This is a genomic window from Pseudooceanicola aquaeponti (assembly GCF_050897975.1).
In the GTDB taxonomy this organism is placed as follows: domain Bacteria; phylum Pseudomonadota; class Alphaproteobacteria; order Rhodobacterales; family Rhodobacteraceae; genus Pseudooceanicola.
Genome location: NZ_JBPAXY010000013.1, coordinates 19,735 through 43,119, shown reverse-complemented (window position 1 = coordinate 43,119; position 23,385 = coordinate 19,735). Strand labels below are relative to the sequence as shown.

The window sequence follows — 23,385 nt, the reverse complement described above, 5'->3', positions numbered from 1 at the left end:
CGTCCTCGCTCGGCTCCCCAGCACAACGGCATCACGCGTGCCGGACCTTCTGCCCTGGAATTGGCAGCCATCGGAGCGCCGGCGCGCAGCATGACCACGGCCTACGCCGGATGCTTACGATCATGTTGACTGCAATCGGTCTCGACGCGATCGTGCTTGCCGTATTCGCTTCACTAAAGTGGCAGAGCGATCCAATGATTGTAGTGGTCGCATTCGCGATCATGGCTTGTGTATTGATCTTTGAGCATTGGTTTCTTCAGCGCACAAAAACCGAGCCACATCAACATGATCACAATGGGCATTGAGTGCTCGCGTGATGACCAGGTATCGAAGCAGTAATTCTTAGCGCTTCCAACATTCAAATTGGTCGGGTTTGAGCGATTTTGAGACCCACTTTGCCGATGTGTAGGACTACTTTCGTTGCCTCGATGGCGGGCGCCAACGCGCGTTTCACGAGGTCAGTGAAGACTATGGAAGACTGGTCGAGCCATTGAAATGAGGAAACGCAAGGGCTTAACCGCCGTCGAGATCCTCGTAGTAGACGAGCGCGGGCATGTTGCGGCGCTGATGCACGATGCGCAGGATGACTGCCGCCCCATCCGCCGCATCTAGCCGCTTGTAGAAGATCACGTGACGTTGGCAGTTGACGGACCGCAACCCCGGAACGAAGAGACTCCTGTCCCGACCCCGGTCGGGATCCCCGGTGATCTGCTCGAAGGCGTTGACCAACTGGCGGTAATAGACGAGCCATTGGTCCCTACCCCAAGTTTCGACGGTGTAGGCACGGATCTCTTCAAGGTCGGCCCTGGCCCGACCGGAAAGTCGAATAATCATATGGGTCAGCGATCAAATGCATCCGGTTCGAAGGCATGAGCATCGAACTCGGCGAAATCCCCATTTTCGGCCAGGGAGGCTGCTTCCTCTAGGTCGGCCTTGAGGGCATAGAACTGCCGGGCGCCATCCTTCTCCATCAGCATCCTTACGCCGGCGCGCACGACTTCGCTCAGATTGGCGTAGGCGCCGGACTCGATCTGCGCCTGCACATATTTCTGCATCGGTTCGGTCAGGTGGACGTTTGGCATCAGACTCTCCTATCCATGCTCAATCGTATCAGATACTGACATAGATATTCAAGCTCATGCTCGATCCCAACTTGGGCCCCAAATCGGCTCGCTGGCTGCTCCCGCCCTTCTGCTCCCGGATTCCATGCGGAGAGCCGGGCCGGGCAGTTTCCCGATACAGCCCTTCCCGAGGCCAGGAGCGCTGCGCCACGCGGTTTGGAGGGCTCATTCGATCTGTCCTTCCGTGACCACTTTCGCGGCCACATTGGAACACCCAATTTCCCCTTTGTAACAGACGTTTGTTTAGCAGCTAACATGAAAGGGGTCCGCAATTTTGGCCACTTTCAAGACGCAGAAGCAGCCAGAACCGGCGTCAGATCTTGGAAGCGGTCAAGCGACACAAGCGAACAGTCGCAAGCAACCATCAATCAAATCTCCTTGCTATCATTAATGTTGTTTCGTATCGCTGCACCATTATAGATGGAGTCGGCATCATGAAGCACGTGATCCACAGCGTGGCAACAGCCACGGCACTAACCATATCCGGACTAATGGCCTCGTCAGGTCCGGCTCAGGCCTATCAGGTGGACTGTGCAATCCTCCTCTGCCTTGCGGGCGGCTGGCCTGCCTCCGCGCCCTGCGCGCATGCCAGAGCGGTCTTCATTCGGCGGATCACACCATGGCCGATCGAGCCGCCCTTACAAATCTGGCGGTGTCCGATGGGTGTGTCGTTCAACGATCCCAGCCCGATGTCGCCTATGGAACGCCTTTATGACACCACGTTCCGCGATCCGCCCGAACCGCAGGAATCGACTTCGAAACCCCTTGTTCGCGTCCAAGCAGATGAGCAAGCTGACATCGACATTTCGGGCGACGCCTTTGATTTCGTGCGCAGCATACGGGTCTATCACATCCAGTATCGCCAGCACGAAAACCGAGATGGCGACTGCAATCGCAGCGACTCGACGCGATTGGGGTCCTACGGCGTGCAGGGCGACTACCGATGGACAAGATCCACCGTGGGCCAGGTGCCAGCCGCATCCGGCCTGAGCATCCCGAATGGATGCGGCAGCTACTTTTACCGTTCCGTCTTCGTCGACTGGCGTGATCACGCCGGGAACTATGGCTCTGAAGAGGTTCGCTACTGACAAAATCTGCGCGCGGTATTACCGCGCGCGTCCTGACAACCCCGCACGGAAGGCTGTGCAAAACCCCCGAAAAGGAGACGACGCCAGACCGTGAAGCCTGACGCCGTGCTAGAAAACTCCGTGAACAAGAGTTTCCTAGCGCACCGCTAAAACACCCGCAACCAGCAAAGTTGTTTTGCTGGCAAGAATGTTGTTGTCTCACGACATGGCGTCGGTTCTCCAAGGAGACCTCGACCATGGAACCTACGACCGGCCTGATCCTGCGACGGATCACACAGACAAATCTCTCTGTTGCTGCGCACAAGCTTGCTACCCTCATCCTCGATGCCATCGCCTGGAAGGATGGCTACAACGGTTTGTCGCGCGGAACGGCAGCCTTCACCCTCTCGGCCCTGGCGGAGAAGATGGGTGTTTCACGACAATATCTTTCGGTTCTATTGAGCGAACTTGAGACGTCGAAGTTGCAGCTCGAGCGGGCAAAGCCGAATGGAAAGTTCGCGCCCTGGATCTTTCGGTTTTCCGCCTTCGACGAGGAGAGTGAAACCCATGATCTCGTGTCAGGTGAAGGTGACACATCACTATCTAGAGATAATAATAACAAAACTATCTTCTCAGGACTGATCGACATCACCGCGAGTTCGAACGTTTTTCAGACCAGTTGGGCAGAGCTCATCAAAGCAGCGAAGGCCACGTTGCCCTGCTGGAACATCGACACCCAGGTCATCTGGGATCGCTTCCTCGCCTTCAATCGGTCCCGAGGCAACGGCAGGGTGCCGGCCGGCTTCCTGCTTGGCTTCATGCGCCGGTGGCGAAATTCGTCGGGAACTCCAACTCGTCCCGCGGTCAAGCCGCCCGCGAGACCAATAACGGACCCCAAAGAGCGCGAATTGCTGAGACAGATGCAAGCCGCACCAACTTCGAACCGCCAGTTCCACGCGTCCGACTTGTGTCGCTTGATCGGATACACTGCCTACGAAGCGCGTGTACTCGATGTGATCCACGAGTTTGGGTGCCAGAGGTTTTCAGCGACGTTGGCGGTGCACGGACGAGCGGTGCTGGCAGGGGAGATATCCAGGTAGATTCACCTGCCAAGCTTTGGATCCGGGAAGGCTCTGCCCCCGCGTACAGAAAATCGGCAGATAATGAAGTTTATGTTAAATTTCGAAGAATTCAGCGCGTAGGGACTTATTATGCAGCCTAAAGTCGACATCAAACTGCATCGGATTGTTTCATCCGAGCAGACAAATGTTGCTGACTACATTTAGATCGTTCCGTTCCTCCATTAATCGTGAAGCATCTGATGTGATGTCAATTTCCAGGCCAGAGTCCTTTTCTTGCAGAATCGCTGGCTACCCGTCACGCGCCCACGCAATTGCGGACTCGGTATCGCTGGATTCGAACCACTGCATCTCGGAGCCCGTCAATAGGTTGACCACCCGTGCGCCCCATTCCATCCATCTGCGTTCTCCGACAACCGCTATGCGACCGAAATCGTTCGCGTGGGCGGTGTCGACCTTCAGATCTTCTAGCATCGCCGAAGGCTCTTCGTAGCCCTCGAAACTTGTAAGGTCGAGAACCAGACCCGGATTATCGGTTGTTCCAAGACGCTCATGAAGCAGCGCGTGCATTTGCTTGAATTCTGTCTCCGTCAACTTGCCTTCGCAGACGAGCCCGATGACATCATCACGCTCGGTCAGCGTTTCCTTGAACATTGGTCTTCTCCTTTTCACTTGCGTTGCCGTGACCGTAGAGATCGGCGTTCTGATGAGCGCGATCCTCGTGCTCGAATTCGAGGCTGGAATGGCTGATGCCGAATTCTTCCTTCAGCCGCTCCTTGATCGCGCTCTTGATCTCTTCGATCTTCGACCATCCCTCGGCTGCCACGACGACATGACAGTCGAGCGCAGCCTCGTGCTCTTCCATTTGCCAGAGATGGACGTGGTGGACGTCGGCGACGCCTTCGACTTTCCGCATCGCTTCGACGACGGCCTCGTTGTCGATGTCCGGCGGGCTCCCGAGCATCAGGGTTCGGATTGGGCCGCCTATTTCAGTGAAAGACAGATACAGGATGTAGGTCGCGATGCCGATGGTGATGGCAGGATCGACCCAACGCATGTCGTAAAGGATGATCAGCGACCCAGCGACGATAACCGCGACCGAAGCAAGCGCATCCGAAAGGTTGTGGAGAAAAAGCGCACGGATGTTCACGCTCCCCTTCTGCATCGAATAGGTCAGCATTGCGGTCAGCGTGTCGACCACAAGCGCGATTCCACCGAGAATGACGACGGTCCACCCCATGACTTCGGGTGGATCAATCATGCGCATGCCACCTTCGTAGATCAGATAGAAGCCGATCACGATGAGGGTGGTGTAGTTGATCAGGGCCGCGACGATTTCGACCCGGCCATAGCCGAAGGTCATGCGCTCATCGGCCGGGCGGCGCGCGATCTTGCGTGCGGCAAAGGCAATGACAAGCGAGGCCATATCGGAAAAGTTGTGCAGCGCATCGGCGATCAGTGCCAGGCTGCCCGACAATATGCCCCCGACGATTTGCGCAACGGTAAGAAGCCCGTTCGCCCAGATCGCGATGGCAACCCGCCGATCGCCAGAATCCGGATCGATATGCGCGTGCCCGTGGTCATGTGGCATTGGCAGGCTCCTCATGCGCGTGTGTCGCGCGTCGGTCAGTCTTGAGGCGGTCGCTGCGGAAACCACGAACGCGCGCATTCATCCAGTGGCGTATGATATGACGGTAAAGGGCACCACGCAGCCATCCAAAGGATTGCTCATGGGAAAAATAGAAGGCGTCCGGCGTATCAAACACGCCGAAATCCTGCACGATGCCGGTTTTCTGAATGTAGGTATCTTCTCCGTTCCAGGCGACGGGAGGCGCGCCAAGGCAATCCGTGCCCGCGCCATAACCGCAGAGACTTTCTGTGTCCGAGAATGACGTTTGCAGGACATCGAGGAAAGCGTCATCCAGGATGAAGCCTTCAAGGTTGATCCAGGCACCTTGAAATTCGATCTCGACCCATGAGTGGAGAATTTCCTGCGGAGCAAGCGGATACACCAGCTCAGGGACAACACCGCGCTGCAAGCCTTTGTGGATCGTAAACCCATGCAACCGGCAACGAATGCCGACACCACGCAGCAGCGCCATCAAGAGCGTGCCTTTGGTATTGCACTGCCCATAGCCGTCGGAAAGCACTTCGGATGCGGGGATGTCGTCAGCTCGATTGTATCCGAACGCGATTTCATTCCGAACGAAATCATAGGCAGCTCCGATCCGATCGTATTCGGATAAGCCGCGCCAGCTGCGGTTCTCAATTAGACGCGCAAGAGGCGCGGCATCAAAATCCAGTAGTTTGGTGGGTACAAGTAGGGGGTCGATCATCTGCAACGGGTCGCTCCTCGAATCGTCTTGGAACAAGACTAATTGCTATAGTCACTATAGCTTCAATCCTTTCTTTCAGAAAGAATCTCCCGCAACTATTTGTCCGTGTGAACCGCTTTGTGGTGTTCGCCGTGTGCGTCGCGCAGGATGTCGATACCGCCCCAGGCCGCGATCCCGGCGACGATCACACCGACGACAAGGTCCGGCCAGTTGGTTCCTAGCCAAGCGACGAGGCCACCGGCCACGACGATCCCGAGGTTCGCGGCGAAATCGTTGTAACTGAAGGTGTTGGCCGCGCGGATATTGACGTTTGGATTTTTGAGCTTAGCGAGCAGCCAAACGCAGACTGCGTTGATAGCCGCCGCGATCAGGGCCATTGCAATCATGATCGTCCCGAGCGGATCTGACCCACCGATGTAGCGGCGCCACGCATCGTAGAGGATGCCTGCAGCGAACAGGATCAGCAGCCCGCCGGAAACGTTCGCCGCCCCGCGTTTCCATTTGGCGGATCGGGACAAAGCGAAAAGGCTGATCGCGTAGACGAAGCTGTCGGAGAGGTTATCGAGCCCGTTGGCGATCAGGGCACTTGAGTCGCCGAAGGCGCCTGTTGCGAAAAAAGCCACGGCCAAACCGATATTGAGCGCCAGAACGATCCAAAGCGTCCGTCTCTCCATTGAATCTTGTCTAGCGGCCATTTTGTGGTTCCAGCTTGTGTTGTACGACACATTAACTTCTGCGGCTGATCTGCGTTCCAGCCGGAATGTTGGCTGAATTCCTTCAGGCCCCGATTTCCTCGTGTTCGGTCAAGCATTCCGAATGGTCCCGCAACACCTCAAGCACCTTGCAATCTCCCGTCCGCCCGCCGCTGCATTCGTGAACCATGCGTTTCAGTTCCGTGCGCAGCGCCTTCAGGCGGGCCATGCGCTGCTCCACCTGTTTGAGCTGGCGACGCGCGATGGCATCAGCCTCATCACAGGGCCGGTTGGGATGGTCGCTGAGGTCGAGCAGCTCGCGGATCGCATCGAGCGAGAAACCGAGTTGTCGCGAATGGCGGATGAAGGACAGCCGGTCGAGCTGTGCATTGTCGTAGCGCCTCTGCCCGCCTTCGGTCCTGCCAGGTTCGGGCATGAGCCCAATCTGTTCGTAGTACCGGATGGTCTGCACCTTCGTGCCAGTCTTCTTTGACAGAGTACCGATCGTGAGCATTTTCGCCTCCATGAAAAAGATACAGTTTGTGTAGGTTTTGCCGTCGGAATAAACAAGTGTCGGTTTCACAGACGCGTGAGTTCAAGCTATACCATGATTTCGTGCTTGAACCTCTAGCGGCTAGAGGATGTATCCGCACTTGCAATAAGAATCAAAAACAGGCGAACAGGATTGTCCCTTACATCGGCACAGAAGTTTCTTTGGGTTTTGGCAGGCGTGGCAGCGCTTGCCTTCGTATGGCTCTTGCTATGGTCCGATTATCGTGCCGATAGCGCCCGAACTGACGCCGAGCCGCCTTTTTTCGCTGAGTTCGAACTGACGGACCACCAGGGTATGGTTCAAACCGAGGAGGACTTTGCGGGGCGCTGGATGCTGGTTTTTTTCGGCTTTACCAACTGCCCCGACGTCTGCCCGACGACCCTATCTGAGGTCGCGGCGGTGATGGACGGTCTGGGCGACGATGCCGCCAAGGTCCAGCCGATTTTCATCACCATCGACCCCGAACGGGACACGCCCGCCGCACTCGCCGAATACGTCCCGCTGTTCGATGCGGGCATCATCGGTCTGACCGGCACGCCGGAACAGATCGCCGCCACATCCGAGACGTTTCCGATCTTCTTTGAACGCGTCGAAGAGGCTGCGGCGCCGGATGGTTACACGATGGGCCACACGTCGCATTTGTTCCTCTTCGATCCCGACGCGGGCTTCGCCGACTCGTGGCCCTACGGCACCTCCGCCGAAGAGATACTCGCCGATCTGGAAGAAAGGTTCTGACCGACATGAACCGTATGTCCGGAGAAACAGCCCTCGGGCTGGCGTGGATCATCGCGCTCGTCGCCTCGCTTGCCGTGCTTTTTGTCGGCGAGGTGCTGGGGCAGACGCCCTGTGTGCTGTGCTGGTTCCAGCGCGCCTTCATGTTCCCCTTGGCCATTGTCCTCGGGCTCGGCCTTTGGTGGCGGGACGGCCGCGTGGGGCGCTACGGCATCGCATTGGCGCTTGGCGGCGGCGCAATCGCCCTCTGGCACATGGGGCTGTACGTCGGTCTTGTTCCCGAACGCGTCCAGCCCTGCACGGCCACCGGCCCCTCTTGCACCGATGACAACCAACTGGTCTTCGGCATCCCTATCCCGCTGATGGCGCTCGCCGCCTTCGCGCTGATCGGGGCGCTGTCGGCCCTTTCATTGAAGGACACACGAACATGAATCGACGCGGCCTGATCCTGTCCGTTCTTGCCCTCGGCGCCGCCGGTTTCGGCGGAGCCACCTGGTTTGCAATCCGCCCCGGCCCAGTGGCCGAAGCGGAGCCCGTTGCTCCGGAACTTGCGGAGGCGATGATCCGCCCCTACTCGCCCATCCTCGGGCCTGCGGATGCGCCCGTCACGATCGTCGAATTCTTCGATCCGGCCTGCGAGGCCTGTCGCGCCTTTCATCCCATCGTGAAGGACATCATGGCCGAGCATGGGGAAGCTGTCCGCGTCGTGATCCGCTACACGCCCTTCCACGGCGCGGCATCCGAGGAAGCCATCCGCGTGCTCGAAGCGGCGCGCATGCAGGACGTTTACGTGCCGGTGCTCGAGGCCGTTCTGCGGGAACAGCCGAGATGGGCGTCGCACGGTGCCCCGGCGCCTGGCCTGATCCTTCAGATCGCCGCCACGGCCGGACTCGATGCCGAAGCCGCGCGCACGCAAATGCTGGCACCCGGTGTCGTGGCGATCCTTAACCAGGATCGTGCTGACGTCGAGGCCGTGGGAATTCGCCAGACGCCCACATTCTTTGTGAACGGCAAGCCGCTCGATCCATTCGGGGAGGCAGAGTTGCGTCGTCTGGTGGCCGCCGAAGTCGCTGCCGCGCAAAGCTGAATGGAAAGGGCAGGATCAGAACGATGAAAAAGTATATTTTGACTGGCACACTGGCCGCGCTTTTGACCCTTGGAGGGCTCTCGGTGCCCGCGCTGGCCGGACCCGAGGATGTTGTCGTCGAGAACGCGTGGTCCCGCGCCTCCATCGGGATGAACCGTCCCGGGGCCGCTTACATGACGATCCGCAACACTGGCGACGAGCCGGTGACGCTGATCGGCCTTACAACACCGCTCGCGATGATGCCCGAAATCCACGAGACGAAGACCAATGCCGAAGGTGTGAGCTCCATGAGCCCGGCGGGGGAGATCGCGATCGCCCCGGGCGAGAGCGTCGCGCTCGAACCGGGGGGCCTGCACGCAATGCTGATGCGGCTACAAGAACCGATGACGGAAGGGGACACCTTTCCGCTGACCCTGCTTTTCGACGACGGAGGCGAAGTGACGGTCGAGGTGCCGATCCTCGGAATCGCCGCGCGGGGGCCAGAGGACTGATGCGGCGACGGGCGGTCCTGGGGTACGGCGCGGCTGGTGTCGGGGCGGTCGCCCTGATGCTCTTCGTCGGTTGGTGGCAGGTCGATGGACCCGGTGGACCCGAACCTGTCGGGCAGCGGCCTGTGGCCCTGACCGAGATGGATTTCCGTCTGACGGATCATGAGGGCAACGCGGTCGGGCCGGAAACCCTGATCGGTCGCCCGACGATGGCGTTCTTCGGCTTCACCTACTGTCCCGATGTCTGCCCGACCACGCTTTCTGACATTTCGGGATGGCTCGACGATCTGGGAGACGAGGCCGACGAGATGAACGTGGTTTTCATCACGGTCGATCCCGAGCGCGACACTGTCGAAACGATGGCCGAATATGTCGGCTACTTCCATCCGGCGATCCGCGGCTGGACGGGACCGGAAGAGCAGATAGCGCGCGTCGCGGACGGCTTCCGCGCCACCTACGAGCGAGTACCGGCGGAGAGCGGCGATTACACGATGAACCACACCGCGAGCGTCTTCCTGTTCGCAGCCTCTGGGCGATTCGTCACCATGATCGACTATCACGAGCCCAAAGAATTCGCGGTGCCGAAGATCCGCCGCGCGCTGGAAGAAGAAATGGAGGGGGCGACATGAGGCTCAGAACTTTGGCGGCTTGTGTCGCAATTGCGGGGACGGTTTCGGGAGCGGCTATCGCCATCTCTGATTCCATGTCGAAAGAACCCGTGCCGCCGGAACTTGCCCAGGCAGGTAGCTGGATGCCCCAAGGTCCTGAAGCCCCCCAGAACGTTGACATCCCCGTGACGCTGCCCGCGGCGGCATGGGCAGACGATGCACCCGACCTCAGCCCGCTGCCCCTTCTGCAGGCCGCGTTTGCCGACAGGCCGGTGCAAGCGATCGAGCCACCCCTGTCGACGTGGTCGCGCGACATTGCTCCGGGCGAAACGCTCGATTTCTTGCTGTCAGAGGCCGGTCTTGCGGCACCTGACAGAGCCGAAGTTGCCCTCGCGCTTGGTGCGGAATACGATCTGCGACGGCTGCGGCCGGGGCACTCGGTCACTGTCGCTTCGACCGTGGACGGCAGCCCCCGCACCGTCTCACTCGCCGTCGAGGACGGGGTTCGGATCGAGGTGGTTTTCGGCGAGCAGATGTCCACGCAGGTCGTGGCTCCGGATCCGGAAATCGTAACCCTTGCCGGCGAAGCCATGATCGACAGCTCGATCTTCGCGGCACTCGACGAAGCCGGCATACCCGCCCGTTTTTCCGTGGACCTTGCGCAGATGCTGGGTGGGACCGTGGATTTCCGCCGCGAGATGGCCGGTGGCGAAACACTAAGGCTTCTCTGGCGTGAGGCGCGGGTCGGAGAGGACAGGATCGGACAGCCCGAACTCGCCTTCGCCGCACTGGAGATCGGCGGTTCGCTTTACGAGATCGTATGGCCGGACGACGGCAGCGGTCAGGCGACGATCTACGTCGATGGCGAGGTGCTGCGCGTCTTCGCACAGCCGGTCGAGGGTGCGCGCCTCAGCTCGGTGTTCGGACGCCGCACGCATCCGGTCTTTGGCAACGTCCGGATGCACACCGGCGTCGATTTTGCAGCGGCACGTGGGACACCGGTTCAAGCGACGGCACCGGGGCGGGTCAATTTCATCGGCTGGCGCGGCGGATATGGTCGCGTGGTCGAAATCTTGCACGGCTCCGACACCATGACGCGCTACGCGCATCTGAGCGCCGTGCCGGAAGACTTGGCACAAGGCCAACGCGTTGCGGCGGGAGACGTGATCGGCCGCGTCGGCGCGACTGGCACGGCGACAGGTCCGAACCTGCACTATGAGGTGCTCGTAGATGGGCGCCCGACTGACCCCCTCTCTGACGACCGGCTCGCCGAAGCGGCCGAGAGCGATGCGGATGATACCGCCGCGCTCTCGCGTCTGGCCGAGGCGCGGGCGCTTCTGAATGAAAACCTCGGCAGCGAGATTGCCAAAACGACAACCGAAAGGCTCTGACCCATGAAACGCATGACACAAGTTCTTGCCATCACGCTCGCCCTGTTCCCAGCGGCCCAGGCCCTCGCAGAGGCAACGGCGATCGACGTCCGCAAGACCAACGGATGCGGCTGCTGCCTCTCGTGGATGAAACATCTCGAAGAGAACGGGTTTGTGCAGACCGGCCAGGACATGTTCGGCGGGCTTCTCGTGCGCTTCAAGCTAGACAACGGCGTGCCGCAGCGCATGGTCTCCTGCCACACCGCGCTCATTGACGGCTACGTGATCGAGGGCCATGTACCGGCCGCTGACATCCGCCGCCTTCTCGAGGAGCGCCCGGACGCCGTCGGCCTCGCTGTTCCGGGGATGCCCTATGGCTCGCCCGGCATGGGGCCAGAAGACGACCGCGAGGCCTATGATGTCTTCCTCATCCGCAAGGACGGGTCGACGGAAGTCTTTTCGAGCTACGCCGAAGGATAATCTGGCCCGCCCATGGAAAATCTGTCTCCGATAATGCTCGGCTTTCTCGGAAGTCTTGCCGCCGGATCGCTCACAGCAGTCGGAGCAGTTCCCGTGCTGTTCGGGCGCATCCCGTCTCGGGCCACACGCGATCTGTCGCTCGGCTTCGCTGCCGGTGTGATGCTCGCCGCTTCTTTCTTTTCGCTGATCATCCCGGCATTGGATGCGGCGGAGCCGATGTTCGAAAACGGCGCGATGCCTGCGGCCATCGTATGCGTTTCGATTCTTCTGGGCATGGGGGCTGTCGCCCTGATGAACGAAAAGCTGCCGCACGAGCACTTCAAGACGGGACGCGAAGGGCCCGAAGCGGCGTCTTTGCGGCGGGTCTGGCTGTTCATCATCGCAATCACGATCCACAACTTCCCCGAAGGCCTTGCGGTTGGGGTCGGCTTCGGATCCGGAGGTATGGAGGGCGGTCTGCCGCTCGCCATCGGCATCGGGCTTCAGAATGCGCCCGAAGGATTGGCCGTCGCTGTATCTCTGCTGGGCGAGGGATATCCGAAGCTGCGCGCCTGGGGCATCGCGGCGCTGACGGGCATGATCGAGCCGATTGGCGGTTTGCTCGGGGCCGGCATCATCACACTGTCGGAACCGCTGCTTCCATGGGGTCTGGCCTTTGCCGCGGGCGCAATGCTCTACGTCATTAGCCACGAAATCATCCCCGAAACCCATCGCAGCGGCCATCAGAACAGGGCGACGCTCGGTCTCGCAGTCGGGCTCGTTCTGATGCTGTTCCTTGATGTCTGGTTGGGATGAGGCAATGTCACTAAACAAGGTATCTCCGATGATCGGCGTCTTCGCAGCACTTGCTGCGTTCGCGATCGATCAGATCACCAAAGCCATTGTCGTTGCGAATGCCGTCACTTTAAGCGCCGGAATTCCCGTGTTTCCGGGATTCAACCTCGTCTTTTATCGTAATGACGGCGTGACTTTCGGGATGTTGGGCGGCGCGCCGTGGTGGAGCCTCATCGCTTTCGCTCTTGCCATCTGTGTTTGGCTGGGGGTTATGCTGTTTCGCGCCGACAATGCGGTGGAAACGCTTGCCTACGGTGCGATCATTGGCGGAGCCCTGGGCAATGTCATCGATCGTGTGCGGTATCGGGCTGTAACAGACTTTCTCGATTTCTACATTGGCACAACACATTGGCCTGCCTTCAACTTGGCCGATGTATTTGTCGTCAGTGGCGTGGGGCTCTTGCTCGCCGCGCCATGGATCAGCGCGCGGCGTTCGATCAAGTCGTGAAGCCGGAAATTCTGAACCGCATCGCTCTGCGCCACCGTTTGCTTTCGCGGATGACGCTTGGTTTCGCCGCCGGGGCGATGACCGTTCTGACTTTCCCGCCTCTTTCGATTCTCCTGCTCGTTCCCGTTGCCTATTCCGCGTTGTTTGTCGGGCTTCGCGATCTCTCCTTCGGGCGCGCTTTCCTCGTCGGCTGGGCGTTTGGTCTCGGCCAGTTCGGTTTCGGGATTTGGTGGATCGCGGAAAGTTTCTACGTCGAGGCCGAGCGGTTTGGGACGATGGCGATTCCGGCGGTCGCGGGATTGTCCGCAGGTCTCGCGATTTTCCCAGCCATTGCCGCTGCGCTTTTTGCCGAAATCGCGCGGCGCGGAGCCATGGGCAGTCTCTTGGCCTGCCTCCTGTTCGCGACCTCCTGGACCGTGGCCGAGTGGTTGCGTGGTCACGTTCTGACAGGGTTTCCCTGGAACCTGGCCGGTTACGCACTTGTAGACTACGCCGCCCTTCGCCAGACCGCCGCCTGGGTCGGAAGCTATGGGCTAAGCTTTCTCACCGTGTTCGTCGCGGTACTCCCTGGCGCGGCTGCTATGGCGTCCGGGCGGCAACGATTGACCATCTCGCTCATGGCGCTGGCCGGAATCGCGACGATGTGGGCTGTCGGCACGCTGCGCCTCCAGTCGGATGCACAACAGCCACCCGGTGTCGACCTGCGCATCGTCCAGGGCAACATTCCACAAGAGGAGAAATGGGCTCCCGAGAACCGCGAGGCGACCTTCGCGCGCTATCTTGAGCTTTCAACCCGGCCCGGCGATTTCGACGTGCTTCTCTGGCCGGAAACCGCCTTTCCGGGTTTCCTCGATGAGGATACGGAGGCACGGGCCCGCATTGCCGCAGCGCTACCAGACGGCAGAGTGCTGCTTACCGGTGTGCCGGACCGTGTACCGAGCGAGGATGGCACCCGATATTTCAACACGGTCCAGGCATTTGACGAGACCGGCGAGATCCTGACCGGATACGCGAAACACCATCTCGTGCCCTTCGGCGAATATGTGCCATTCCGCGGCTGGTTGCCCATCGAGCGGCTCACGGCGGGTCTGGGCGATTTTACGCCCGGACCGGGCCCGAGAACGCTTGCGCTTCCGGGTGTGCCGCTGGTCGCCGTGGCGATCTGCTATGAGATCATCTTCCCAGGGCATGTGGTCGACGACCTGTTCCGGCCGGACTGGATTTTCAACGCGACAAACGATGCCTGGTTTGGCACCAGCATCGGACCCGAGCAGCATCTGGCTTCCGCACGTATGCGCGCCGTAGAGGAAGGCCTTCCAGTCATCCGAGCCGCGAATACGGGCATCTCTGCGGTCATCGACGCGAGCGGAGAGATCGTTGCGCGGCTCGATACCGGCGAAACGGGCATCATCGACGCTAGCCTGCCCTCCGCGCGACCGCCGACACTCTACGCGAGCTTCGGGGACTGGATGCTGTTGGCGCTCATCTTGGCTTCGTGGAGCTGGGCAATGGCGCCAATGCGACGGCTCACTACCGCCGCATGAGAAAGACCGTCATGCAAAGATGTGGATAGGTGTCCCGTCCTTCACCATTGCATAGATGTCCTCGATCTCCCGATCCGTGACCGCGATGCAGCCAGCTGTCCAGTCGCGGACATTTGTCGGGTCGATGCCGGGGCGTGGGCCACCATGGATGAAGATGTCGCCGCCGGGGGAAAGGCCCTGCGCTTCGGCAAAGGCGATGTCGGCCTCGTTCGGATAAGAGATGCCAATCGAAAGATGGTAGGTGCTGTTGGGGTTTCGCCTGTCGATTGTGTAAACTCCTTCCGGAGTCCGGCCATCCCCCTCGAATTGTTTGTGACCCTCAGGAGCGAAACCCAGCCCGACCGGATAGGTTTGCAAGACGCGATCGGCTCCGTCGAGAACAAGCAAGCGCTGTCCCTTGTAAAGCCGAACACGGGTGACTTCGGGTCCGTCATAGCTGCGGAACTTGCTGGCACACCCGGACAGAAACGCTACCAGCCCGCCCAACAGGACGGCGCGGCGGGGAAATCGGATGGTTTTCACTGCTCGATGCCTCTTTCGTGAGGTCTGTTATGGACATTACGTTACCTTGCAAATGCTGCGTGATCAATGTCCGTGGGCAAGCGCGGCCTTTGCCATCTGTGGGCCAACCTGCTCACCGCCGGACGGCGGCGCCTTGGCCTCTTGGCTGTTCAGCAGGCGCAGGGCATTGGCCACCACCAGCAATGACACTCCTACGTCGGCTGCAATCGCGCCCCACATCGATGCCAGTCCGAACGCGGTAGCGACAACGAAAACGCCCTTGGTCGCCAAGGAAATACCGATGTTCTGATGAATGATCGACATTGTCCGGCGCGAATGACCGATCAGCCAAGGCACCTTGCCGAGATCGTCGGTCATCAGGGCTATATCCGCCGTCTCGATTGCCGCGTCCGAACCAACGGCACCCATTGCGATGGCGTAATGCGCGCGCGCCATGGCCGGGGCGTCGTTGACCCCGTCGCCGATCATGGCCACCATGTCATGCGTTTCGACCAGTTCTTCGATGGCAGTCACCTTGTCTTCGGGCAGAAGCTCGGCACGGACCTCGTCGATGCCGACCTCGGCTGCAACAGCGCGCGCTGTCCGCTCGTTATCACCGGTCAGCATGACGATGGTCTTCACACCCTGCGCGTGAAGCTGCGCCACGATGCCTTTGGCATCCGGTCGGATACGGTCGCGCAATTCCAAGATGCCGGTGACACCGGTGTCGTCGCCCACGGCAACAAGGGTGCTGCCAGCCCCTTCGATGCGGTCGCGCAAATCCTTCGGAATGGCGTCGCCGAAACCCTTCTCCTCGGCAAACCGGTCCGACCCCAGCCAGATCGACCGGCCGTCTGTGCGTCCTTCAAGTCCCCTGCCCGGAACGGTTCGGGTATCTTCCGCGGCGGATACCTTGATGCCGTCGGCTTCTGCCCGCGCAAGAATGGCGCGCGCCAAGGGATGCGAGGAACGTGCCTCCAGCCCAGCGGCGAGGGTCATCAGATCTTGCGCCGATGCTTTGCCCAGCGGATGCACCGCCGCCACCTCGGGCTCGCCCATGGTGATCGTGCCGGTCTTGTCCATGGCCAGTGCAGTGGTCTTGCCCGGTGCCTCAACATATGCACCGCCCTTGATCAGCACCCCGGCCCGCGCTGAGGCGGTGAGTGCAGCGACGATGGAGACCGGTGTCGAGATGACCAGAGCGCATGGGCAAGCGATCACCAGCAGCACGAGTGCATTGTAGAACCAATAATCCCAGGCCCCCCCGAAAATGAGCGGCGGCAGCAGGGCAATTGCAATGGCGAGAGCCATGACGATAGGCGTATAGATGCGGGCGAATTTCGCCACCCACTGCTCCACCGGCGCGCGGCGGGCATGGGCGTCGCCGACCATGCGGATAATCTTGGCCAACACGGTGTCCGAGGCGGCCTTCGTGGCGCGCACCGTCAGTGTGCCTTCGCCGTTGATCGTACCGGCATAGACTTCGTCGCCCCGTTCCTTTGGGACCAGCGCACTCTCTCCGGTGATCGGCGCCTGATCGACGGCCCCTGCCCCATCGACAACCTCACCATCCAATGGGATGCGGTCTCCGCCGCGCACGATGAAACGTGCGTTGATAGCAACCGCAGAAGCCGGAACGTCCGCTTCCGAGCCGTCATCATGAAGAACTCTTGCCGTCGGCGGCGCGAGGTCGAGCAGAGCTGAAACCGCATTCCTCGCACGCCCGACGCTCCAGCTTTCGAGGTAGAGCGAGAGCGAAAAGAAGAACGCGACTGTCGCCGCCTCGAAAAATTCGCCAAGCCCGATGGCACCGGCCACGGCGACCACCATGAGCAGGTTCATGTCGGGCGACAGCCGCCGAGCGGACGACCATGCCTTGGGTGCCACGAGCCAGACACCGAACAGGATCGCAACCGCGAACAGCCCTGCCTCGACCAGTGGCATCGGCGCTTCGCCGTGACCCGCGAAGAGGCCGAGCGCCCCGCCCATGCCGGTCTCGATGATGTGCCACAGAAATCCTGCGGCCCAGAAGCCTCCACTGAGCGCCGTAAACAGCCGCTGTCTTGCAAGATGGGCCGCCTGGTCGACCGACGCGTTCTCGGCATCCCAAGGCTTGGCGGTCATGCCGGTGCTTGCGACCAGTTCTGCAATTTCGCCGTCCGATAAACTCTTGGCGCTGTCGAGAATAGTCATCCGCCCATTGATCACGTCGAACGCGAGATGCTCGGCCCCGCCGATCTTCGGGCCGACCACCTTGTTCAGGATTGCTACCTCCTCGGCGCAATCGAGGCCGGACACCTGAAAACTGCGCCCGCCCGATGGCGCGGGCGTCGTCGGAACGATGTCGCCGCACGTTCCGGCGCCCCCGCAGCAGCTGCCGCCGCTTGTCTGGGCATCTTCGGCGTGATCGTGGTCGTGACGATGGGTGTCGGACGGCATGAATGGACCTCTGGATTCGGGTGCTTTACCATGGCATAACCCCTACAGTAGCTAGAGCTTCAAGAGCAAAATACGGTGGTATTTCAGTTTGTTTTATTGCTAGAGGATGCGGCGATCGGCTCCATCACGCCTTGAGGCATGAAAAGCCGATGCAAAGAAAAACAGACACGAAAGGAAGCTTGATGCGGGTTTTGATGCTGAAGCAAAAAATAATCGTTGCAGTGGCGCTGTCTCTTACGGCCGGGTGCGCAATCCAGCCGACTGGACCGGGCGACTCGGCAGACCGGCGGGGCAACGTTCCCGAAGCCGTGATTGCAATGGCTGCCCCGGATCAGGATGTTGCAACCGCGCGCTTGGTGCCCGAGGACGGGTGCTACTGGTACGAACACAGCGGCCCCGTTGAAACGACCTTGCTGCCGCTGCGCACGGCGAACGGCAACCCTATCTGCGTCGCGCGGGAAGTGTGACGACGACCCGCACGTCACATCAATGCGCTGAGAGTTAATTACCTCATTCAACTTCTCGCGGTAACGCTGTCCTCAGCCGAATAAAGATGTGCTGTCGATCCGATCTCGACGTTCGGATAAAGCTCGTTGATGTGTGCCATAACCATCCGCACGCAACCCGAACTCGCACGACCGCCGATGCTTCTCGGATAGGGTGTGCCGTGTATCCGAAGATAGGTGTCGCGATCACCGACATAGAGATAGAGCGCCCGTGACCCGAGAGCGTTTTCCGGCCCTGGTTCCATCCCATCGGCCCATTGTGCGTTCACGGGATCGCGTTCGATCATGTTTTGTGTTGGCGTCCAGTGCGGCCACCTGACCTTGCGCTTGATGTTATAAACACCCGGCTCGTAGAGGTTGCCCCGCGCGATCGCCACGCCGTAGCGCATCGCGGTTCCACCCTCCTCAATGTGGTAGAGATACCGCGCGACCGCATCGACATGGATGTCTCCCGGCACGAGGCCGTTTTTCGCGTCCACACGCTGAGGCAAGAAACGTGGGTGTAGTCCCCAAGGGTTTGACGTGGCCGGATCGAAGCCGGGCGGGCTGACTTGCGCGTCCCATTCAGCCTTCTGCGCCTCGGTGGGCCAGCTATCGGCAAACACAGGGTTGGCCACAGTCGCCGAAAAGAGCGCTGTTGTCGTTTGAATAAAGTGTCGTCTTGTCAGCATGTCGTACCCTTTCGGTTCCCACCGGCGATCAATGGCAAGAACGATATAAATTCTCGTCGACTAGATAGGACTTCTAGTGGCTAGAGGTTCAAGGGTAAATTTTCGTGAACGCTTGCACGCGACCCTGGTAGCACATGCTTGCCTTGCGGGCGGGTTAACGGCCAACTAGGTCAGGTCCGAATTAGCGTGGTAAAGCGGGAGTCAGGGGGCGGAGTAGGACAGATTTGCCGAATTGGTCCCCCGGTGGATCGGTTTTGGTCGAAAGATACTATCCTGACACCCTGTCGATCTTCACCCGCCCGTGTCATTGGCCGAAACTTCGGCTTGGAACTCACGTTGTCGCTCAGGCCAGGTGCTCTTGATGTAGACGAGGATAGCCGCGATCTCTGCGTCTGTCAGATCCTCTCCGAAGGCCGGCATGTCGCTCTCGTATCCCGGCACGACGGCCCCGACCCCGCCTTTAGTGATCTGAAAAAGCATGCGGTCTGAATGGTGCCAAGTGTGGCCTGAGTCATCATGCGGCGGGGCCGGCATTCTTCCTGTGTCAAGACGACGACGCCAATCGGGCTGACCCTCGAGGCTGGCACCATGGCAACTGGCGCAGTTGTCCGCATAAAGCTGTTGCCCTGCCATGACCTGGGATGCGAGCACGGGCTCTCCCAAAAACGTCAGTCCCTCGACACGCGGGTCAACCGGTTCCGATTGGGCCAGCACCACAACGCCGGTGGTCGCGAGCGCGGACACTAGGGCAGCGAGGTGCACTGACCGCCTGACCGTACACTTCGCCGATCGATCTTTCGGCCCTTTATTCATCGGCATAAATTGAAATTCCGTCTGGGCCAAAGGCATAGGTCCTTAGCGTGCCTGACTTGACCGCAGCCATGCCCGGCGCGTTCGCGGGCATTCCCGGCAAGGTGATACCCGTTATCGCCGGACGGGTTTCCAGCAGCCGATCGATGATGTCGACGGGGACGAGACCGCTGACATAGTAGCCGTCGATCTCGGCCAGGTGGCAGCCGATGCCCTGGGCGGGCACACCGACTTCGACCGAGCGTTTGTCGAAGTCGCGGTCATCCACACGCGTAACGGTAAAGCCGTGTTCTTCGAGATAATCCCCATAGGCATCACAGCAGCCGCAGCCCGGATCGCGCCAGATGGTGATCTGCCTTTCGTTGCCCGCCAAATCGGACGCCATATCGCCTGTCGCTTGCGCCCAGGCCGATGTGGACAGGCCCACCATTCCGACAATGCCGCTGCCAATCAGGCCAAGCGCGTTTCTTCTCTGCATCATTTTCTCCATCATTGTTCTCCTGTTTCGATCCAAGTTGCGCCGCCGTCACGGCTGATTTTCAAGATGCCGCCCAACAGGGCAGCGATGTAGGTCTCGTCTCTTGGATGAACCGCAACAGCGGTCGCAGCTTTGCTGGCCCGCTTTTGCCAGATGACTCCGCCGTCCTGCGATGCCCAGAGGCCCGAGGGCAGCGCGGCGTACATCACTTCCGGCGCCGAGGGGGCACTGGCCAGCGACAGGATCGGTTCACCTCCAGGCAATGGCGCTTCGGACGGTGGGGCTTCACCCGCAACCAATGCGTCCATCGCGTTGCCTGGCTGCACGTCCTGCCAGCGACAAAAGCAATCGGGCACCCGCGTTAGGCCAACTTCGGTGCCCGCATAGATCCAGATCCCGCCCATGCCGGTTTCAAGCTCGACCGAAGCCAGAGCAAGAGGATCGCGCTCTGCGTCGTCGAGCCAGGGGCGGTCCATGGCGAGCGACCAGGTTGCACCGGCGTCTTCGCTCTTCCACAACCCGTCGCCGCGAAGCGAGGCATAGATCATGTCCGGGTTCCGCGAGGCGATAGCAACGGCAGTGATTTCTCCGTCAGGCAGCCTAGCTTCAAAGATACGCCACGAAGCGCCCCCGTCTTCGGAAATGCTGACACCGCCCTCGGCCAGCCCCGCAACCACAAGCCCGGGCCGGTCGCGATGGGTCGCCAGCGACAGCACTTTTCCGGGTGTCTCTGCCGCGGTCCAAGTCCGGCCGCCATTATCACTGACGAACAGCCCTCCTCTCGCCAGCAGGATGGTATCACCATCAAAGGCAAGTGCCGCTGGAACACCATCGCTCGCCGCGAGTGCGAACCCCGGCAACATCGAAGCGACGCCGATACTGAGTGCCGCGGTGAGTACCTTGCGCCGGTTTGGCCGAAATTCGATCTCAATCGACTTCAATCTGCATGCTCCCCTGCTCATGCGACGCGGATCACGCCCATCATCCCGGCCGCCTGGTGCTCGAGGATGTGGCAATGGAACATCCAGTCTCCGGGATTGTCGGCGACCAGGGCGATTTCGACCTGCTCGCGCGGCGCGATCAGCACGGTGTCCTGCCATTCAGGGAATTCGGTCCGAACGCCATCGCGGCTGATGACGCGGAAGGAGTGGCCGTGCAGGTGGATCGGATGGTCGAACGCCGTGGCGTTCGTCATGTGGAGGACATGGCTCGCGTCGCGCTCCAATGTCAGGAAGGGATCGAGCATGTGCCCTTCGGCCGCAACGCCATTGACGAACCACATGCCGCCGCCCACAACGCCACCCATCATTCCGCCCATCATGCTGCCTGACTGGCTCAGGCCCATCTGGCGCTCGACCATTGCTCCCATCATGCCCCCGGTGAACAGGATTTCGTGACGACGGGCCGCGTTCAGATCAGGTTCGACAAGCGGATTGGCTGGAAGGGCAATTTCCCATTCCGGCGGCGCGGCACGCAAGGGCGTGTCGTCAAAGACGACATCCAGCAGGTTGAATTCATTATCGCGATAGGCGCGGTCGACGATTGGAAGCGTGGTTCCCGGGTCGGCAGGGCAATCGAGCATTATGTCGGCACGCATCGCCGGGCCCAGAACCACGACACCGTCAGGCGCGGCGTGCGGGGTGATCGGCTGGCCGTCGAGCGCAATGATGCGCGCGGAAAGGTCGCCGAAGTCGAGCGCGAAGATGCGGGCGTTCGCGGCATTGATCAGCCGCAACCGGATACGTTCGCCTTGCCGCACCACGAAGACATCGGGAACACGCCCATTTATCGTGACAGTATTGCCCAGACGGCCCGCATGGCTCATGTCCATGGCTGCGCCGAAGTCATCCGCAATCGCCGCGTCTTGCGTCAGCCGCCAGTCGTCAAGCAGCCAGGTGACATCGCGATCGACCCGCGGCGGGTTGGATTCGTCAATGATGAGCGGTCCGGCCAGCCCACGTCCGACCTGCTCGAAACTGCGCTGGTGGGGGTGATACCAGAAGGTCCCGGCATCGATCGCGTCGAACTCGTAGATAAAGGTTTCTCTGGGTGCGATCGGCTTCTGCGTCAGGTGTGGAACCCCATCCATCGCGTTCGGCAGACGAAGTCCGTGCCAATGTACGGTGGTTTCCTCGTCCAGACCGTTTGTGACGACGATGCGCAGCCGATCGCTTTGCCGAACCCGTAGCTCCGGGCCGGGAACCTGACCGTTGAAGCCCCAAACGGGGGTTGCGGGATAAGGTTCTGGGACCAGCCTTGCCTGTCCCGCCGTGGGGCGCAGCGAAAAGCTGCGGATTTGCGGTTCGGCGCGCAGGGGCTTTCCGAAAGCCGTGGCGCCGATACCCGCCAAGGACGTTGCAAGAAATGATCGGCGACTGAAAAGGGAATTGATTTGGTAGGACATGGATGAACACTCTCTGATTTCACTGTACGCCGCCAAAGCAATTGCGCGGCGATGTTCATGGCCCCGCGCAAACGCCCATTTGAGTGCGTCCGGCACGGAGAAACACACGAAGCGCAATCAGGCGCCGCGTGTCAGATCAGAGGTAGAATCGAGGAGGTTGCTGGGCCGGGGGGCCGGATATTCCGTGCGGAACGTCCACGAGCTGGATTTCATGGGCTGCGGTGGCAGCGATCGGGCTGGTACCAGCCGGGATCGAAAGAAGAGCGGCCATTCCCGCGGCATTGCACACAAAATCACAGACGGAACCCATCTTACCGTCTTCCAAGCTGCCGCAGGCGTCGCAATCGTCCATCGCCATCATGCCGCCATCCGTGGAGACCATTGACGAGGCCATGGCAATTGAGCCAGCAGACTGCGCGACCGCGCCGATGGCAAAAGCCACCAGCGAGAGGATACAGATAAGGCGTGCCCAACGTCTCATGATCTTGATCTACTACCCGCGCGATCCGAATGCCAGCGGCACAATATCACGTTTCTTGGACCATCCAAAAATTGGCTCGTTCAAATCCTCGGCCAACCGACTTGTTGCAGCGGCAACCACCCGCCTATGACCGCTTGGAAAAGGCCGCGAACAGGGCAAGCGTCCGTTCGCTGACATGGTGCTCGATCCCTTCGGCATCGCGTTCAGCCGTCTCGGGGTCGAGCCCGAGGCTCAGGAGAAACCGCAAGACGATCTCGTGGCGATGTCTGCATTCCTTGGCAAGCGCCCGGCCTTCCTCGGTCAGAAATACCGAGCGGTATTTCGCGCGAGTGATCAGGCCGTCCCGCGCCAGACGGCCAAGCGTCTTGGCGACTGTTGGCGCGGTCACGCCCATGCGTGCCGCAATATCGACCGGCCGGGCCTCGCCGTTCTCGTGGATCAGCTCAGCGATCAATTCGACATAGTCTTCCGCCACTTCGCTGCGCCGCGCTTCGCGCACACCGATGAAGGCCTCGGCGCGGGTTTCAACCGCGCGCGCCTCTGCCTGCGTTGATTCATGGTTCTCATCGTTCGTCATGCCGCCACCCTCGCACGATCGGGATTGACTCGTAAAGCCTAAGCGATGATTGTTAGCCGAAGCTAACTTTTTGCGCCGG

At 60.5% G+C, this 23,385-nt stretch carries 29 protein-coding genes and 1 pseudogene; 14 read left to right on the top strand and 16 right to left on the bottom strand.

The window, feature by feature from the left end; all coding sequences use genetic code 11:
* A pseudogene (locus ACRARE_RS22100) lies at positions 1 to 305 on the top strand (hypothetical protein); the annotation flags it as partial.
* A 208-nt stretch (positions 306 to 513) separates the two neighbouring features.
* Here the strand turns inward: ACRARE_RS22100 and ACRARE_RS22095 are convergent.
* A complete protein-coding gene (locus tag ACRARE_RS22095) occupies positions 514 to 834 on the bottom strand; it encodes a type II toxin-antitoxin system RelE/ParE family toxin (protein ID WP_009573608.1) in 321 nt (106 codons plus the stop codon).
* A gap of 5 nt (positions 835 to 839) precedes the next feature.
* Complete coding sequence (locus ACRARE_RS22090; RefSeq protein ID WP_009573607.1) at positions 840 to 1,082, bottom strand: type II toxin-antitoxin system ParD family antitoxin; 243 nt, start codon at positions 1,080 to 1,082, stop codon at positions 840 to 842.
* A 473-nt stretch (positions 1,083 to 1,555) separates the two neighbouring features.
* Between ACRARE_RS22090 and ACRARE_RS22085 the strand changes: the two genes are divergently transcribed.
* Both ACRARE_RS22085 and ACRARE_RS22080 read left to right on the top strand, forming a co-directional pair.
* The gene (locus tag ACRARE_RS22085) at positions 1,556 to 2,209 is read left to right on the top strand and encodes a hypothetical protein (RefSeq protein WP_040402907.1); all 654 of its coding nucleotides are present in this window, start codon (positions 1,556 to 1,558) and stop codon (positions 2,207 to 2,209) included.
* A gap of 236 nt (positions 2,210 to 2,445) precedes the next feature.
* Positions 2,446 to 3,288, top strand: coding sequence for a hypothetical protein (locus ACRARE_RS22080; protein ID WP_096807337.1), 843 nt, complete (start codon positions 2,446 to 2,448; stop codon positions 3,286 to 3,288).
* A 270-nt stretch (positions 3,289 to 3,558) separates the two neighbouring features.
* Here the strand turns inward: ACRARE_RS22080 and ACRARE_RS22075 are convergent, their stop codons facing one another.
* The 5 genes from ACRARE_RS22075 to ACRARE_RS22055 all read right to left on the bottom strand — a co-directional run bounded on the left by ACRARE_RS22075 (position 3,559) and on the right by ACRARE_RS22055 (position 6,809).
* The gene (locus tag ACRARE_RS22075; RefSeq protein WP_119400696.1) at positions 3,559 to 3,921 is read right to left on the bottom strand and encodes a SpoIIAA family protein; all 363 of its coding nucleotides are present in this window, start codon (positions 3,919 to 3,921) and stop codon (positions 3,559 to 3,561) included.
* Positions 3,893 to 4,858, bottom strand: a complete 966-nt coding sequence (locus ACRARE_RS22070; protein WP_119400695.1) for a cation diffusion facilitator family transporter — start codon at positions 4,856 to 4,858, stop codon at positions 3,893 to 3,895. The genes ACRARE_RS22075 and ACRARE_RS22070 overlap by 29 nt, the downstream gene beginning before the upstream one ends.
* Positions 4,848 to 5,603, bottom strand: a complete 756-nt coding sequence (locus tag ACRARE_RS22065; RefSeq protein ID WP_071167460.1) for a transglutaminase-like domain-containing protein — start codon at positions 5,601 to 5,603, stop codon at positions 4,848 to 4,850. The genes ACRARE_RS22070 and ACRARE_RS22065 overlap by 11 nt, the downstream gene beginning before the upstream one ends.
* A gap of 95 nt (positions 5,604 to 5,698) precedes the next feature.
* The gene (locus ACRARE_RS22060) at positions 5,699 to 6,277 is read right to left on the bottom strand and encodes a cation efflux transmembrane domain-containing protein (RefSeq protein WP_009573601.1); all 579 of its coding nucleotides are present in this window, start codon (positions 6,275 to 6,277) and stop codon (positions 5,699 to 5,701) included.
* A 103-nt stretch (positions 6,278 to 6,380) separates the two neighbouring features.
* Positions 6,381 to 6,809, bottom strand: a complete 429-nt coding sequence (locus tag ACRARE_RS22055; RefSeq protein WP_013959865.1) for a MerR family transcriptional regulator — start codon at positions 6,807 to 6,809, stop codon at positions 6,381 to 6,383.
* Between the two features lie 207 nt (positions 6,810 to 7,016).
* On the opposite strand from ACRARE_RS22055, the gene ACRARE_RS22050 reads away from it, so the two are divergent.
* Genes ACRARE_RS22050 through lnt form a run of 10 tightly spaced genes read left to right on the top strand, consistent with a single transcriptional unit; the run spans position 7,017 to position 14,439 of the window.
* Positions 7,017 to 7,583, top strand: a complete 567-nt coding sequence (locus ACRARE_RS22050) for an SCO family protein (RefSeq protein WP_026155633.1) — start codon at positions 7,017 to 7,019, stop codon at positions 7,581 to 7,583.
* A gap of 5 nt (positions 7,584 to 7,588) precedes the next feature.
* Entirely contained in the window at positions 7,589 to 8,011 is a 423-nt protein-coding gene (locus ACRARE_RS22045; protein WP_018001722.1) for a disulfide bond formation protein B, read from the top strand.
* Entirely contained in the window at positions 8,008 to 8,667 is a 660-nt protein-coding gene (locus ACRARE_RS22040; protein ID WP_018001721.1) for a DsbA family protein, read from the top strand. The genes ACRARE_RS22045 and ACRARE_RS22040 overlap by 4 nt, the downstream gene beginning before the upstream one ends.
* Before the next feature lie 23 nt (positions 8,668 to 8,690).
* Complete coding sequence (locus tag ACRARE_RS22035) at positions 8,691 to 9,158, top strand: copper chaperone PCu(A)C (RefSeq protein WP_066010340.1); 468 nt, start codon at positions 8,691 to 8,693, stop codon at positions 9,156 to 9,158.
* Positions 9,158 to 9,784 (top strand): SCO family protein, encoded by a 627-nt coding sequence (locus ACRARE_RS22030; protein WP_026155632.1) that lies wholly within the window; start codon positions 9,158 to 9,160, stop codon positions 9,782 to 9,784. The genes ACRARE_RS22035 and ACRARE_RS22030 overlap by 1 nt, the downstream gene beginning before the upstream one ends.
* Positions 9,781 to 11,154: a M23 family metallopeptidase gene (locus tag ACRARE_RS22025; RefSeq protein ID WP_026155631.1), complete on the top strand. Its 1,374-nt coding sequence runs from the start codon at positions 9,781 to 9,783 to the stop codon at positions 11,152 to 11,154. The genes ACRARE_RS22030 and ACRARE_RS22025 overlap by 4 nt, the downstream gene beginning before the upstream one ends.
* A 3-nt stretch (positions 11,155 to 11,157) precedes the next feature.
* Positions 11,158 to 11,613 (top strand): DUF411 domain-containing protein, encoded by a 456-nt coding sequence (locus ACRARE_RS22020; RefSeq protein ID WP_119400693.1) that lies wholly within the window; start codon positions 11,158 to 11,160, stop codon positions 11,611 to 11,613.
* A gap of 12 nt (positions 11,614 to 11,625) precedes the next feature.
* Positions 11,626 to 12,408, top strand: coding sequence for a ZIP family metal transporter (locus ACRARE_RS22015; protein WP_026155630.1), 783 nt, complete (start codon positions 11,626 to 11,628; stop codon positions 12,406 to 12,408).
* 28 nt (positions 12,409 to 12,436) lie between these two features.
* On the top strand, positions 12,437 to 12,895 hold the full coding sequence (gene lspA, locus ACRARE_RS22010; RefSeq protein ID WP_018001715.1) for a signal peptidase II: 459 nt from the start codon (positions 12,437 to 12,439) through the stop codon (positions 12,893 to 12,895).
* Complete coding sequence (gene lnt / locus ACRARE_RS22005) at positions 12,862 to 14,439, top strand: apolipoprotein N-acyltransferase (protein WP_018001714.1); 1,578 nt, start codon at positions 12,862 to 12,864, stop codon at positions 14,437 to 14,439. The genes lspA and lnt overlap by 34 nt, the downstream gene beginning before the upstream one ends.
* Before the next feature lie 9 nt (positions 14,440 to 14,448).
* On the opposite strand, the gene ACRARE_RS22000 is transcribed toward lnt, so the two are convergent.
* Together ACRARE_RS22000 and ACRARE_RS21995 are read right to left on the bottom strand one after the other, a co-directional pair.
* Entirely contained in the window at positions 14,449 to 14,961 is a 513-nt protein-coding gene (locus ACRARE_RS22000; RefSeq protein WP_018001713.1) for a L,D-transpeptidase family protein, read from the bottom strand.
* A gap of 63 nt (positions 14,962 to 15,024) precedes the next feature.
* The gene (locus ACRARE_RS21995) at positions 15,025 to 17,379 is read right to left on the bottom strand and encodes a heavy metal translocating P-type ATPase (protein WP_071167356.1); all 2,355 of its coding nucleotides are present in this window, start codon (positions 17,377 to 17,379) and stop codon (positions 15,025 to 15,027) included.
* Between the two features lie 182 nt (positions 17,380 to 17,561).
* Between ACRARE_RS21995 and ACRARE_RS21990 the strand changes: the two genes are divergently transcribed.
* Positions 17,562 to 17,846, top strand: a complete 285-nt coding sequence (locus ACRARE_RS21990) for a hypothetical protein (protein WP_010138178.1) — start codon at positions 17,562 to 17,564, stop codon at positions 17,844 to 17,846.
* A gap of 47 nt (positions 17,847 to 17,893) precedes the next feature.
* Here the strand turns inward: ACRARE_RS21990 and ACRARE_RS21985 are convergent, their stop codons facing one another.
* From ACRARE_RS21985 to mntR, 7 genes are all read right to left on the bottom strand, one after another.
* Positions 17,894 to 18,556, bottom strand: coding sequence for a L,D-transpeptidase (locus ACRARE_RS21985; RefSeq protein WP_071167357.1), 663 nt, complete (start codon positions 18,554 to 18,556; stop codon positions 17,894 to 17,896).
* A 291-nt stretch (positions 18,557 to 18,847) separates the two neighbouring features.
* Positions 18,848 to 19,399, bottom strand: coding sequence for a c-type cytochrome (locus ACRARE_RS21980; protein ID WP_232231047.1), 552 nt, complete (start codon positions 19,397 to 19,399; stop codon positions 18,848 to 18,850).
* Entirely contained in the window at positions 19,362 to 19,856 is a 495-nt protein-coding gene (locus ACRARE_RS21975) for a DUF411 domain-containing protein (RefSeq protein WP_009573584.1), read from the bottom strand. The genes ACRARE_RS21980 and ACRARE_RS21975 overlap by 38 nt, the downstream gene beginning before the upstream one ends.
* A complete protein-coding gene (locus ACRARE_RS21970) occupies positions 19,856 to 20,785 on the bottom strand; it encodes a WD40/YVTN/BNR-like repeat-containing protein (RefSeq protein WP_233545079.1) in 930 nt (309 codons plus the stop codon). The genes ACRARE_RS21975 and ACRARE_RS21970 overlap by 1 nt, the downstream gene beginning before the upstream one ends.
* Before the next feature lie 17 nt (positions 20,786 to 20,802).
* Entirely contained in the window at positions 20,803 to 22,248 is a 1,446-nt protein-coding gene (locus ACRARE_RS21965) for a multicopper oxidase family protein (RefSeq protein ID WP_432658503.1), read from the bottom strand.
* Between the two features lie 136 nt (positions 22,249 to 22,384).
* The gene (locus ACRARE_RS21960; protein WP_164193071.1) at positions 22,385 to 22,729 is read right to left on the bottom strand and encodes a hypothetical protein; all 345 of its coding nucleotides are present in this window, start codon (positions 22,727 to 22,729) and stop codon (positions 22,385 to 22,387) included.
* Between the two features lie 124 nt (positions 22,730 to 22,853).
* The gene (mntR, locus tag ACRARE_RS21955) at positions 22,854 to 23,306 is read right to left on the bottom strand and encodes a manganese-binding transcriptional regulator MntR (protein ID WP_416616971.1); all 453 of its coding nucleotides are present in this window, start codon (positions 23,304 to 23,306) and stop codon (positions 22,854 to 22,856) included.
* Between the last annotated feature and the right edge of the window lie 79 nt (positions 23,307 to 23,385).